The organism is Halostagnicola larsenii XH-48 (genome assembly GCF_000517625.1).
In the GTDB taxonomy this organism is placed as follows: Archaea; Halobacteriota; Halobacteria; order Halobacteriales; family Natrialbaceae; genus Halostagnicola; species Halostagnicola larsenii.
In genome coordinates, this window is sequence record NZ_CP007055.1 from 709,074 (window position 1) to 722,396 (window position 13,323).

The window sequence follows — 13,323 nt, forward strand, 5'->3', positions numbered from 1 at the left end:
TACTGGTAGGACGTCGGTATCCACACCCATTTTTATCCCCGCCTCCCAAGAGGGGTATATGGGAGTCCGGCCACCATCGAACAACGACGATAACGATCCGGAAAGCGTGGAGTTCGGTATCGCTGCTGTCGATGCGCGGCTGCGGCGATCCGACCTTTCGTTTCCGGCGACAGAAGACGACGTCTCGGCTGCACTTGGCCACGAACAGATCCCCTACGATGTCCACGGAAACGACGTCGCACTCGGGGTTATTCTCGAGGAGGTCGACCAGACTCGCTTCGAGTCACGCCAGCAACTACTCAACGCGTTACACCCGGTGTTCGAGACCTATCGGCGAGAACACTCGGGCGGGGTCGTCCAGCAGATGCGATCGCTGCTTCCGTTTTGAGGCGGTATCCGGTATCTCCGCTGTCAGTCCTCCCGATTCGCTTCGCGCGTGATCTGCTCTAGGTGATTTCGCTGCTCGCGGTGGAGCGTGACGATCATATCCGAGAGCACGCCGAACATCAGCAACTGCACGCCGAGGAGGATGCCCGCGGCCGAGACCATCGCGAGAATCTCGTGGCCGATTCCGTACCAGAGCCACTCTACGAGGACGTACACCGCGAGTAGACCTCCGGATACGATCCCGCCAGCGCCCAGGCTCCCGAAGTAAAAGAGCGGATTGCTCGTTTTCGCTAGCGAATACAGTGCGAGGACGATCGTGCCGCCGTCCCGAACCGGGTGCAAGTTAGTTTCCGAATCCTCCGGGCGGGCGCTGTAACTGATCGGTACGACCGCCGTCTTGACGCTGTGTTTGACGCACTCGACGGCGAGTTCGGTTTCGATCGTAAAGCCGTCCGAATCGAGCGACAGGCGCTCGAACGAATCGACCGTAAACGCCCGGTAGCCCGAGAGGATATCCTCGTACTCCGCGCCGTGGATGAACGTGAACGAGCGATTTATCATTCGGTTCCCGAATCCGTTAAGCGCCTTCATTGCGTCGTCGTCCATATCTGCGAACCGGTTTCCGATGACGTGATCGTAGCCCGCAGAGAGGGGCTCGAGCATCCGTTCGGCGTCAGCCGGATCGTAGGTTCCGTCGCCGTCGAGCATCAACACGTACGGCGTGTCGACGATGCTGACGGCCTCGCGGAGGGCCTGTCCCTTCCCCGACCCGGACTGAACGTGAACTCGCGCACCGCGTTCGCTCGCGATTTCCCGAGTTGCGTCGTCGGAATCGCCGTCGACGACGAGTACGTTCGTGTAACCGTGGGCGTAGAACCCGTCGATTACGTCGCCGATCGTCGCGGCTTCGTCGAGCGTCGGGATGAGGATACAGACGTCCTCGGGCGTGATCTCACGGGAAGTCTCACTCATGGTTATCCCCTCGTCGCCACGGGAGATCGAATCCACGCGAGCGCCATCGTTTGCCATCGCCAACACGTCTCCGCCGGGAGCGCAAAAGCGTACTGATCGATCGCTGAACGCCGATCACGCACTGAACGGGCCCGTTCGTCGCTCGGAGGCGATAGCCGGCCGGTGCGTTCGGACAGTTCTGGACGTGACGTTCGACGAACACGACTACCAGGTCAGGCCGTCGTAGACCTCGAGTCCGCTCGTGTCGACGTCGATTCGCCGTCCGTCGACGACCACCCGTCGGGCCATTCCCTCGAACGACAGGTCGACGAAGCCGTCCCAGTCCGTCGCGAGGACAGCACCGTCAGCGCCCTCGAGAGCCGATTCGGCGGTGTCGGCGTACTCGAGATCCGGATATCGCTCCCGGACGTTGTCCATCGCGACCGGATCGTAGGCCACGACCCCCGCGCCGGCGGCGCGGAGGTGGTCGATAACGTCGAGCGATCGGGATTTACGGATGTCGTCCGTGTTGGGCTTGAACGAGAGACCGAGGACGGCGATCCGAGCACCCTCGAGGGGGACGTGCTCGGCGAGCGCGTCGACGAGTCGACGCGGCTGTCGGTCGTTGACGGCGACGACGGCGTCGAGAAGTTCGGGTTCGTACCCCTGTTCTCGCGCGCCTGCCCGAAGCGCGTTGATGTCCTTGGGGAAACAGGATCCGCCCCAGCCGAGCCCCGAGCGCATGAACCGCTCGGAGATCCTGTCGTCGAGGCCGACCGCCTCGAGGACCTCGTAGGCGTCTGCGCCGTACTCCTTCGCGATGTTTCCGAGTTCGTTGACCAGCGAAATCTTCGAGGCGAGAAAGGCGTTGTTCGCGTACTTGATGAGCTCCGCTTCGCGGATATCCGTCTCGACGTGGTCTGTCCCCTCGCGTTCGAGGATCGGCGCGTAGAGCTCTCGGAGCGTCGCCGCAGCCGAGTCGTCTGTGGTTCCGAATACAACTTTATCCGGCTCGAGGAAATCGGTGACGGCGGTGCTCATGCGGAGGAACTCGGGGTTCATTGCGAAGGAGAGCCGATCGGCGGCTTCGGTCCCAGCGGCCTCGGTGACCGTCGGCGCGACGACTTCCTCGGTGGTTCCGGGCAGGACCGTGCTCTTGACGACGACGAGGTGGTCGTCGGACTTGACCGCGAGGGCCGCCCCGAGCGATTCGGCGGCGGCTTCCATGATCGCCAGGTCGAGACTGCCGTCGTCGGCCTGTGGTGTCGGCAGACAGAGGAAGGTCACGTCGGTTTCACAGACTGCGTCGTAGTCGGTCGTCGCCCGCAATCGCGAGCCAGCATGTTCGGCGATCCGCTCTTGTAACCCGGGTTCGTGGATCGGCGCGGTGCCGGCGTTGATCGACTCGACGATGTCCTCGTCGATCTCGACGTTGATCACGTCGTGGCCGATATCCGCGAGACAGGCGGCGATGGTCGTCCCGACGTAGCCGCTTCCGATGATAGAGATCTTCATGCGTGTGCGAACGACCGGTGAACGTTAGTCACTTTTGGGTTCCTGAAACTCCACGCCTGCCTTTCGCCCTCGAGATCAGCGGGGACGAGTCGAGATCGCCGGAGGCGGGCCGAGGTCGAGGCGATCTACTCTCGAGGCATCAACAATGTGACCAGAGTACTCACTCCGACGATCGCCGCCAGGAGGACGTATCCCTCGTCGAAGTAGCCGTTGTCGGCGATGAACCCGAAGAGCACCGGTCCCGTCGCGCCCAGCATCGCGGCGCTCGAGCGGATGAGCCCCAGTCCGGTTCCTTGAATATCCCCTGGAATCGTCTCGGCGAGATACGACTGCGTGATCGCGCCCGATCCGAGCATCGTGCTGACGAGAACGGTCACGCCGGAAAGCGGCCAGAATCCCTCGACTGTCGGTAGAAGTGCGAGTCCGACGATCGAACCGACGAGGACGACGGGCAGGGAACGGCGAAGACCGATCGTATCGTAGGCCACGCCGGCGGCGGGCTTGGCGACGACGCCGACCGCGAAAAACAGCCCGAAGAGCGTTCCCGCGGCCGTACTCGAGAGCCCCTTTTGCTCGGTCAGATACGTCGGATAGAACGCCGAAAACGTTTGCCAGACGAAGATAAACAGGAACAGGATCACCCCGACGACGAGGAACTTTCGTTTGAATAGCGCCCGCAGGATGTACAAGATGTGCTCGCCGTGTCCGGCGTGCTCGCGCGAGACAGTATCGACGTTCTGGCTCTCGGTACCGCGACCGGGCAGCGTCACCCAGATAATGCCCGCGGTGAGACACAGCACGGGGAGGACGAACCCCAGTCCGAGTTGCCAGGCGACGCCGGCTGCGAGGACGCTGGCGATGGGCGGGATAACCGTCTGACCGATGTCGCCAGACGCCATCGTGACGCCGAGTGCACGCCCGATCCGATCCGGATAGAGTCTCGAGAGGACCGTAATCCGTGCGATTGGGTACTGCGAGAGCCCGAAACCGACCACACCGGTCGCGACGAAGAGTGCGAGCGCCGTCGGCGCGACGAGGACGAGACCGACGCCCGCGACGACGAACGAGACGCTCGCGGTCAGCATCTTTCGTTCCCCGTACCGGTCGGCGAGGACGCCGCCCGGCATCTGGCCGATCGCATAGCAGAGCCAGATGATACTGACGAGCAATCCGGCGGTCGTGTGCGTCAGTCCGAAGTCATCGCTAAAATTCGGGAGCAACACCGGATAGATCATCCGGGTTCCGTTCAACAGCCCCCAACCGAGCGCGATGGCGATCAACGATTTGCCGGTGCCTCCTGCCCAGAGCCCGCTCACTTCGCGACGGATCGATAGCAGACGACTCATCGAGTCCAGTTTCTAGACGTTCCCGTTCGGCGAAGAAACCGCTTCTGTTTCCGCACCGTCACCGCTCGGCTCTCACGAACCGAGGGCTGGGGCCGATGACCGGTTTCGATCGCCTGTGTCTCTGATTGCCCGTCATTTCGACTCCGTCGTCGGTCCCTCGCGGATCTGGAGCCATCGATACTCGAGTATTCAGCGGAGCGGCTGCTATCGACGCTTGCGTGTCGTGTTGCAACCACGGATAACTCGAGCGGCTAGGAGAAAAAAAGTCTACAACTGGGGGAGATATCCAAAGTATATTTTATCATAATATGAAAATAGCAAAAGGTTTAATTTATATATGTGTATCTATCGCATACATGCGACGACGAACTGCACTCGCATGGCTTGGCACGACAGCGGTTGGCGGGTCTCTCGCGTCAACGATCGGTGAGGCGTCGTCCGAAGACATGACGTTTGGCCGGTCGTGGCCCGACGACGACGAGTCGCTCGAGGCGTTTCACGACTACGAGGAGTTGATGGACCAACTCGATTGGCTCGAGGAACGGACGCTCGGCTCGATCTCGGTTCGCTCCATCGGAACGTCCAATCAGGGTCGTTCGATTCCGATGGCCAGCGTCGGAAAAGGCGACATCGACGTGCTGTTTTGTAGTCAGCAACACGGCCACGAACCGACCGGAACCGAAACGCTTCTCGACCTGTTACACCAGATTTCCTCGAGGTACGGGGAAGGCGGTCGGCTGCTCCAGGTCCTCGAGAACGTGACCGTCCACGCCATCGTGCGGGCGAATCCCGACGGCGGCGAACCCGACGTGTTCACCCGGTTCAACGTCGACGAGGACGCGCCGTTTCGCGATCCCGACGAGGGACTCTACACCGCCTATTCGCAGGCGGGAATCGGCTGGGACGTAAATCGGTACCACTGGTTCGACTGGACCGAAAGCAAGCTGTATCAGAACCGCCCCGACGAGTACCCGGAGAATCCGGTTCCCGAGACGCAGGCGATCATCGATATCGTCGACGAGATCGACCCGCTCTGGATGGTCGACATGCACAACCAACTCACGTACAAGACCGACGACGGCGACATCGTCTCGAACTCGGTGTACTGGCCGACACACGAGGACGTCCCGGACGAAACGAGACGACTCGGGAAGCAACTCTGCCGGGCGGCGTTCGAGGAAGCGGACCGCTCCGGCGACGCGACGGTCACCAAGTATCCGGGCGGGAACGAACTCGGAATCGCGCGAAACAGCTATGGCACGGCCGGAGTCGCGTGTATGTTACTCGAGACGCGCGGGCACATGGGTCAGGAGGCGCTCGGTCGCCGAACGCAAAACGAGTTTACGATCGTGAAACATTTGCTCGAGGCCACGGCGGACGGGTCGCTGTTCGAGATCGATCCGGCGCTCGCCGAGGACATCCCCGACAGAGGTGACAGGTACAACACGGACCTCCCGCCGAAAGACGTCCCGATGGACGAGTGGGTGAACGCGTCAGTGTCGACGGCCATGGTCGACTGGGAGATACTCAACGACGCCGTCGCGTGTTCGGTCGACGGCCGCTTCCTCGAGCGCCTCCCCGTCGACGTCGGCGGGACTCTCCTCGTACGGAACGACGTGAACGACGAAGTCCGTCCGTACCACGTCGCTCGAACCCACGACGAGGGTGGGGCGCGGGCCGTCCGACTGGGAGGGAATGCTCGAGAGCGGTTCTACGAACCCGACGACAACGTTCCGACGAGATTCGATACGGCCATTCGCGGGTACGACCCGGGGCCGTGGGCGTTGCTGGAAGTTCGACCGGCCCAGCTCGAGTGGGACATCCTCAACGACGCGGACGCGTGTTCGGTCGAAGAATCGTTCCTCGCGGACCTTCCCGTCTCGGTCGGCGATCGAATCTGCCTGCAAAACCACGACACCGAGCGGATACGGGCGTTCACGGTCGCTAGGACCCATCACGTCGACGATCCGCATGGCATCGACGACGGGGAACGACGCGTGCGGATGGGACTGGCCGCCCGCAGTCGCTTCTACGAATCTGAGGAATCGGTCTCCTCGTCGTTTATCGGAAAAACGAGACCGGCGTGAGTACGGGCGCCTTTCGACTTCCGTACGCCTCGATGAATTCGAATAGTCCGCCTAAATGCCTGTATTCGCGGCCTCGTGTCGATTTCGATCGGTCACGTTCGTGTGCGTATATGACGCTATTACACGTCCGTATTTCCTGGCTATAGATATTGGTATTGTAAATAACCATTACGCCCTCTCGTTGTTGTCTGAGCCATGGGTCCACGTATCAGACGTCGAGCGTTCATCGCGGCGAGCGGAACGACTGGAATCGCGGCGTTCGCCGGTTGTATCGGCGAAGACGCCGAAGATCAAGAGGACGATCAGGAGGGGGGCGATGACGGCGGCGGCGGAGATATCGGCGAAGCCGATCCGGACGCGGACGGCCAGATCCTCTCCTGGCACGCGGGCGGCACGAGCGGGACGTACTACCCGCTCTCGGGCGACTTCAAAGCGATCGTCGAGGAACACACGCCCCACGGGCTACAGGTCCAATCGACCGGCGCGAGCGTGGAGAACGTCGGGAGCTTGAGCCGCGAAGACGCCCACTTCGCGTTGATCCAGAACGACATCGCACACTTTGCTGCGACCGGGACGGGAATCGACGAATTCGAGGGTGAGGAAGTCTCGAACCTTCGCGGGGTCGCGACGTTGTATCCCGAAACGATCCACATCGTTACGCAGTCCGGTTCGGACATCGAGAGCATCGACGACCTCGAGGGAGCGTCCGTCAACACCGGCGATCTGGGGAGCGGAACCCAGGTCAACGCACTGCAGATACTCGATACCGCGGGGATCGGAAGCGGCGATTTCACCGAGCAAAACGCGGACTTCGAGACGGCGGCCGATCAGCTTCGAGACGGAGACGTCGACGCGTCGTTCGTGGTCGGCGGCTGGCCGGTCGGCTCGGTCGAAGAACTCGCGACGACCGACGATATCTCGCTGATCGAACTCCCGTCTGATCTCAGCGAGGAGATCCAATCCGAGGCGGAGTGGTTCGCGAGCGACACGGTTCCCGCCGGCACCTACGACGGAATCGACGAGGATGTCGAGACGGTCTCGGTACAGGCGATGATCGCCACGCACGACGGCGTGGACGAGGATATCGTCGAGGAGGTTACCACCGCGATATTCGACAATACCGACGATATCGGACAGAAATCCGATTTCATCGACGCGGATTCGGCACAGGACGCGATGCCGATCGACCTTCACGCGGGCGCACAACGGTACTTCGAGTGAGTTGACCACCCGCTACTGGCGAACCGCGAACATGACTGCGGATCATCGTGGTCCCGCTGCATCGAATCTCGAGCCCACACATCACGAACCGATACGCGACTATGGATACACTTCGTCGTTCACTCCTCGCTGTCGCCGTCCTCACAGCGGTCGTTGCGACGGCAGCGATCGGCGCGTCCGCAACGCCTTCGGAGACGCTCGTCGTCACAGATGCCGAAACCGGAGACACCCTTCTCGAGACCCCGGTCAGCGAGGGCGATAACGTCACGCTCGCGTACACACACAGCGTCGAGAAGACGCCGGTCAAAGACATCTACGTCGTCGACGACTCCGAGCTTCGAACCGATCGGATGGTGTTTCACTCTCACGGCGCGGGGTTACCGTCCGATGCGGATATCGAAGAGACCGACGAGGGGTTCGTCGTTCGTCCGAACGCGTCCTACGAGACGCTTTCTGTCGTGCCGGGATCGATCGCCGGCCACGAACTCGTCGTCGTCGGCGAGCGATACGATCTGGTCGAACTGTCCGATGGACCCGTTCGTATTACGCTCGAGGATCGCTCCGTCGGCGACCGGATTACCGGTCTTTTCGCTTCGACGGGGGGTCCGAACGAGTCGCAGTGGGAACCGAATTCGGACGAGTCACCGTGGGTGCCAAATTCGAACGGGTTCCACGTTGAACCGACGCTCGAGCTATCCGACCAGCAGCTACCGGCCTCGGACGGCCCCTCAGCAACCGATCCGGACACGAGATAGAGAGCTACTATGGGTACAGACACCGACGAGACGGAAGCGCTTTCGGACGAAGAACAGGCGGAGATTATCCAGGAAGTCGAACGCCGACGGACGCTCCGGGGGGCCGCGGTGATCGTCGTCGCGCTCATCGGAATCTCGTTCTCGGCGTTTCAGCTGTGGCTCGCCGCTCGCAGCTACCAGTTCGCGCTCACGCTGCCGGTGCTCGGTGAGGTTCAGTTCGGCTCGCTCCAGCAACTGCAGGTCAACGCGATCCACGTCACGTTCGCGCTCGTTCTGGCGTTCCTGTTGTGTCCCACGACGCGCGGAGACGGGTTCGTCTCGAGGCGTCTCGCACGGCTCGAGCCGGCGGTACGGGATCGGTTCGGAGCGGATGCAGTCCCGACGCGGCTCGTCGAACGGCTCGGAGACGGCGTTCGCTGGGCGGCCGTCGATCCCGAACTGAACCGGATCACGCCGGTCGATTGCTGTCTGGCGCTGCTTTCGCTTGCCCCCTGTTACTACATCGTCACGGAGTTCGAGGAGATTCAGACGATCGCGTTCCAACGCTTCTCGGCGACCCGGCCGGTACAGGAGGTGTACCCGATCCTCGAGCCGATTGTCAGTGCCATCGCTACGCTGGGGATTCCGATCGACGAGGTGTCCTACGCCTTCCTCCTCGGCGTGCTCGGGTTGTTGTTGGTGCTCGAGGCGACGCGTCGGACCCTCGGGGTCATCTTGATGTCGCTGGTCGGCTTTTTCATCGTCTACGCCAAATGGGGCCACTTCGTCCCGCGCGATTCGGTGATCGGCGCGCTGGCGGTCCAGCCCGAAACCTGGACCGAGATCGTCTACAACTTGTGGTACACTGTCGAGGCGGGGGTGTTCTCTACGCCAGTTACGGTGAGCGTCCGCTTTATCTACATCTTCATCCTGTTCGGCGCGTTCCTCGAGATGAGCGGGGCCGGCAAGTGGTTCATCGATCTGGCGTACTCGCTGACGGGAACCCGAAAGGGCGGGCCGGCGAAAGCCAGCACCGTCTCGAGTGGCTTCATGGGAATGCTCTCTGGCTCGTCGATCGCGAACACGGTGACGACCGGCGCCTTCACGATCCCGCTGATGAAGCGGTCGGGATACACGCCGTCGTTCTCGGGTGCGGTCGAGTCCGCCGCGTCCTCGGGTGGGCAGATGCTCCCGCCGGTGATGGGGGCTGCCGCGTTCCTCATCGTCGAGTTCACGGGAACGCCGTACCCGGACGTGATCGTCGCCGCGACACTGCCCGCGATCGCCTTCTTCTTCGGGATGTGGGTCATGGTCCACTTCGAGGCGATGCGGGCCGGAATCGGCGGCCTCCCGCGGGACCAGCTTCCAGACCTGCGCTCGCATCTTCGCGGCGGCTGGTTTTACCTGATCCCGCTGGCGCTCCTGTTGTATTTTCTGATCATCGCTCGACTGTCGATCAATCGGGCCGGCTGGTACACCATCGTCGCCGTCGTGGCGCTCATCGCGGCCCTCGCCGCGTACGACGAACGGACCAGACTCCCGCTGTTCGGCGGGATTGTCGCGCTCCTCGCCGCCCAGTTCGGCGCCTACGCGTTCTACGGCGGTGGAACCCTCGAGGCACTCGCGACTATCGCTACCGGGCAGCCCGCCGGTGGTGCGCTCGCGCTCGGGAGTGCGGCGACCGCCGCCGTGGCGGATCTGGGCACGATTACGATTCTCGTCAGCGTCGCCGTTCTGCTGGTTCGTCCCCGGATCGATGCCCCGCTTCTCGAGTTGGACGATTCGGTCGAGACGACGATACAGCGGAGCACACAGACGCTCGGGCGGCCATCGCTCGCGAGCAAGGCGTGGTACCGGTTCGGCGGGTTCGTGCTGAAGTCGATGGATTCGGGCGCTCGCACGGCGACGACGGTCGTCATCGCCGTCGCCGCGGCGGGTATTATCCCCGGCGTGATCAGCCTCTCCGGTCTCGGACCGAACCTCGCCGCGCTCATCAGTTCGGTGAGCGGGGATTCGATGCTCCTGTTGCTCTTGCTCACCGGATTCGCCGCGATCATCTTCGGCATGGGGATGCCGACGACGGTCATGTACATCATCCTCATCGCGATGCTCGAGACGCCGATCGAGCAGGGGACTGGGATCGCGATCCTCGCGGCGCACCTCTATATCCTCTATTTCGGCTTGATGGCCGACGTGACGCCGCCGGTCGCGGTCGCCGCCTTCGCCGGTGCCGGGGTAGCGAAAGCCGACGAGTTCAAGACCGCAACGACCGCGTTCTTACTGTCGTTAAACAAGATACTCGTGCCGTTCGCGTTCGTCTTTTCCCCAGGTATCCTCCTGTTGCGCGAGCGGGAGACGGGGTGGGATATCATCGGCCTGGCGGACGTTCTCGACGTCGGCTTTTTCGTTCCGGCGGTCGTGATCCCGGTGCTCGGAATGTTTCTCGGCGTGTACGCCCTCGGCGTCACGATTATCGGATACCAGCATTCGCCCGTCGGCCAAGTGGCGCGCGGCCTGTACTCGATCGCATCGATCCTATTGATGGTCCCGGAACTGCTCTTGCTGGTCGTCGAGGCGTTGTTGGGGATGGCCGGGGTTCCGTCGTTTTTGACCATCTTCGCGATCACCTTCCCGCTGCGGCTCGTCGGACTGGGGCTGCTCGTCGGCCTCTCGATCCGCAATCGATCGGGAACCGCGGGCGAAATCGACTCGAGCGTCACCGGGCCGGCGACCGGAGAGGCTGACGACTGAGCACCCGCCGACCAACCCCGCCGGCGAGCTGGTGGGTCATCACCCGAGTTCTTCGTCGAGAATCAGCCGCGTCTTCGTGCTCACGACCTCGTCTTGCTCGCGCGCGTTCGTGATGAGTTCGTTGACGCCTCGCGTGTCCGCCGCGTCGACGACGAGCACGATGTCCTGTTCGCCGGATACTTGCCAGACGAAGTCGACTTCCTCCCACTCGGCCATGCGGTCGGACACGTTCGCCGTGTCGACGTCGACCGCGACGCTGACCTCGATCATCGCCTTTACGTTCCCTGTTCGCGTCGAAATCGTAAATCGCTCGATGATATCCTCGTCCATCATGCGCTCGACGCGGTTGCGAACCGTTCCCTCGCTGGTTCCCACCTCGTCTGCGATCTCGGTGTAGGGCGTCCGGGCGTCCCACCGGAGGACGTTCAGGATTCGCCGGTCCAACTCGTCCATGGGCGGTAGCTTCGATCGACTCACACTTACCGATTACGAATTTCGTAACTCAGCTTCGAAGACAACACTTATGATGGTCGCACAAATACGTAGTTCGTAATGACAGCAGCCTACGTAGCACTGGAAGGTGGCCACGTGATCGAGGGCCGTGGCCGTGCTTCGGGAACCGCTCGTGGGGAATTGGTTTTCACGACAGCGTACTCGGGATACGAAGAGAGTCTCACCGACCCCTCTTACGAGGAACAGGTGCTGACCTTTTCGTACCCGCTGATCGGTAACTACGGCGTCCGAGAGGAACGCTTCGAGTCCGATCGCATCCACCCGCGAGCGGTCCTCGCTCGAGAACTCACCGAGGACGTTTCCGAGTGGCTCGAGAGCGAGGGCGTTCCCGCACTGGACCACCTCGACACGCGCGAGGTCGTCACCGACATCCGCGACGGCGGCGCGATGAAGTGCGGTATCGCCGTCGGCGAGGACGTCACCCCCGAGGACGCACTCGAGGAACTCGAGGCCTGCAAGGGGATGAGCGAACACACCGAGATCGGCGAGCAGGTCAGCGTCGATGACGCCGTCGTCCACGGCGAGGACAACGACGGCGAGACGGTCGCGCTCGTCGACTGCGGCGCGAAGGGTTCGATCGTTTCCTCGCTGCTCGAGCGCGACGCGACGGTACACGTCCTGCCACACGACTCGACGGTCGCCGAGGTCGAAGCGATCGACCCCGATATCCTGTTCATCTCGAACGGACCCGGCGATCCCGCGAACTTCGAGCAGGCGATCGCGCTCGTCGAGGCGTTCGTCGAAGACACGCCCGTCGCGGGCATCTGTCTCGGCCAGCAGGTCGTCGCCCGCGCGCTCGGCGGCTCGACGGCAAAGATGGACTTCGGCCACCGCGGCGTCAACCAGCCCGTGCTCGACCTCGAGTCCGGACGGGTCGTCATGACGACTCAGAACCACGGCTACACCGTCGCGGAACCGGGCGAGCACCTCGAGGTGTCCCAGATCAACGTCAACGACGACACGCCGGAGGGCCTCGACGGTATCGAGTACGACATCCTCACCCGTCAGTACCACCCCGAAGCTAATCCCGGCCCGGAGGACACCTTCGACTTCTTCGACGACGTGTTGGCGATGGGCGAGCGGCCCCCTCAAGCGGTCCCGGCCGACGACTGAGCGATCCGTAGCGCCGTTGTCGCTCGTTTTCCCGTCGTGATCGAACGTTCTTGTATCGTAATCGAGACGTCCCTAACACCGTGACCGCGTCGTTTCCCGCATCGGTTTCTGTTGTCGTCGGTTCGAACTCGCAACCTTCAACAGCCGTTCGTCCGTTATCCCGGGCAATGAACCGGCCGCTCGGGCTCGAGGGCTTCGCCACGCAGAGTCGCCTCCAGCACGCGCTCACGGTGGTCGGCGCGCTCGTCGTCTTCTGGATCGGTTACTTCGGCGGCGTCTGGGCCGTCTACGGCGAGCTCTCGGCGCTTTCTCTCGAGTCGAATATCGCGGCACAACGAGTCGGCGGTGCGGCCGGTGGCGTCGTCGTCTGGACGTACTTTTCGATCGCGTTCGTCCGCGGCTACGGCGGTCCGGTCTTGAACACGCTCGCGTACCCGCTCGCCATCGTCATCGTCGCTCCGTTTCCCGCTCGTTGGCTTCTGTTCGGCCCCGATATCGGCGGCCTCGTCGACCGGTTCGTCGGCCTGTTCGTCTTCGAACCGCTTTTCACCACGATGATCGCCGCCGTTCCCGGCCTCGGCGCGTGTGCCATCGTTCTGGCTCTCTGGGCGTCGACGCTCGAGGACGACCGCAGACGCGAATGGGAGCGCCGACACCTCTCGACATCGTTCTACGAGACGTTCGTCGAACGGGATGAGTAAGCTG

12 protein-coding genes are annotated in these 13,323 nt (G+C 62.7%); 8 read left to right on the forward strand and 4 right to left on the reverse strand.

Going from position 1 to position 13,323, the window contains the following annotated elements:
• The first annotated feature begins 58 nt into the window (after positions 1 to 58).
• A complete protein-coding gene (locus HALLA_RS03480) occupies positions 59 to 388 on the forward strand; it encodes a DUF5789 family protein (RefSeq protein ID WP_049952084.1) in 330 nt (109 codons plus the stop codon).
• Between the two features lie 23 nt (positions 389 to 411).
• Here HALLA_RS03480 and aglJ read toward each other — a convergent pair whose 3' ends face one another.
• Positions 412 to 1,416: an S-layer glycoprotein N-glycosyltransferase AglJ gene (aglJ, locus tag HALLA_RS03485; protein ID WP_049952085.1), complete on the reverse strand. Its 1,005-nt coding sequence runs from the start codon at positions 1,414 to 1,416 to the stop codon at positions 412 to 414.
• Between aglJ and HALLA_RS20935 the strand changes: the two genes are divergently transcribed.
• Entirely contained in the window at positions 1,358 to 1,585 is a 228-nt protein-coding gene (locus HALLA_RS20935) for a hypothetical protein (protein ID WP_169732088.1), read from the forward strand. The two genes, aglJ and HALLA_RS20935, sit on opposite strands and share 59 nt — an antisense overlap.
• On the opposite strand, the gene aglM is transcribed toward HALLA_RS20935, so the two are convergent.
• Positions 1,564 to 2,853 (reverse strand): UDP-glucose 6-dehydrogenase AglM, encoded by a 1,290-nt coding sequence (aglM, locus tag HALLA_RS03490; RefSeq protein WP_049952086.1) that lies wholly within the window; start codon positions 2,851 to 2,853, stop codon positions 1,564 to 1,566. The two genes, HALLA_RS20935 and aglM, sit on opposite strands and share 22 nt — an antisense overlap.
• Before the next feature lie 125 nt (positions 2,854 to 2,978).
• Positions 2,979 to 4,199 (reverse strand): MFS transporter, encoded by a 1,221-nt coding sequence (locus HALLA_RS03495; protein WP_049952087.1) that lies wholly within the window; start codon positions 4,197 to 4,199, stop codon positions 2,979 to 2,981.
• Positions 4,200 to 4,555: 356 nt separating this feature from the next.
• Here HALLA_RS03495 and HALLA_RS03500 point away from each other — a divergent pair, with 356 nt between their 5' ends.
• The 4 genes from HALLA_RS03500 to HALLA_RS03515 all read left to right on the forward strand — a co-directional run bounded on the left by HALLA_RS03500 (position 4,556) and on the right by HALLA_RS03515 (position 10,992).
• Positions 4,556 to 6,286 carry a M14 family zinc carboxypeptidase gene (locus HALLA_RS03500; protein ID WP_049952088.1) on the forward strand — a complete coding sequence of 577 codons (1,731 nt, stop codon included), beginning with the start codon at positions 4,556 to 4,558 and terminating at the stop codon, positions 6,284 to 6,286.
• A gap of 195 nt (positions 6,287 to 6,481) precedes the next feature.
• A complete protein-coding gene (locus tag HALLA_RS03505; protein ID WP_049952089.1) occupies positions 6,482 to 7,507 on the forward strand; it encodes a TAXI family TRAP transporter solute-binding subunit in 1,026 nt (341 codons plus the stop codon).
• A gap of 101 nt (positions 7,508 to 7,608) precedes the next feature.
• On the forward strand, positions 7,609 to 8,262 hold the full coding sequence (locus HALLA_RS03510; protein WP_084568919.1) for a DUF1850 domain-containing protein: 654 nt from the start codon (positions 7,609 to 7,611) through the stop codon (positions 8,260 to 8,262).
• 9 nt (positions 8,263 to 8,271) lie between these two features.
• Positions 8,272 to 10,992, forward strand: coding sequence for a TRAP transporter permease (locus tag HALLA_RS03515; protein ID WP_049952090.1), 2,721 nt, complete (start codon positions 8,272 to 8,274; stop codon positions 10,990 to 10,992).
• 39 nt (positions 10,993 to 11,031) lie between these two features.
• On the opposite strand, the gene HALLA_RS03520 is transcribed toward HALLA_RS03515, so the two are convergent.
• Entirely contained in the window at positions 11,032 to 11,445 is a 414-nt protein-coding gene (locus HALLA_RS03520) for an Lrp/AsnC family transcriptional regulator (protein ID WP_049952091.1), read from the reverse strand.
• Between the two features lie 99 nt (positions 11,446 to 11,544).
• On the opposite strand from HALLA_RS03520, the gene carA reads away from it, so the two are divergent.
• Both carA and HALLA_RS03530 read left to right on the forward strand, forming a co-directional pair.
• Complete coding sequence (gene carA, locus HALLA_RS03525) at positions 11,545 to 12,618, forward strand: glutamine-hydrolyzing carbamoyl-phosphate synthase small subunit (protein WP_049952092.1); 1,074 nt, start codon at positions 11,545 to 11,547, stop codon at positions 12,616 to 12,618.
• A 167-nt stretch (positions 12,619 to 12,785) separates the two neighbouring features.
• Positions 12,786 to 13,319: a hypothetical protein gene (locus tag HALLA_RS03530; RefSeq protein WP_049952093.1), complete on the forward strand. Its 534-nt coding sequence runs from the start codon at positions 12,786 to 12,788 to the stop codon at positions 13,317 to 13,319.
• The last annotated feature ends 4 nt before the right edge of the window (positions 13,320 to 13,323 follow it).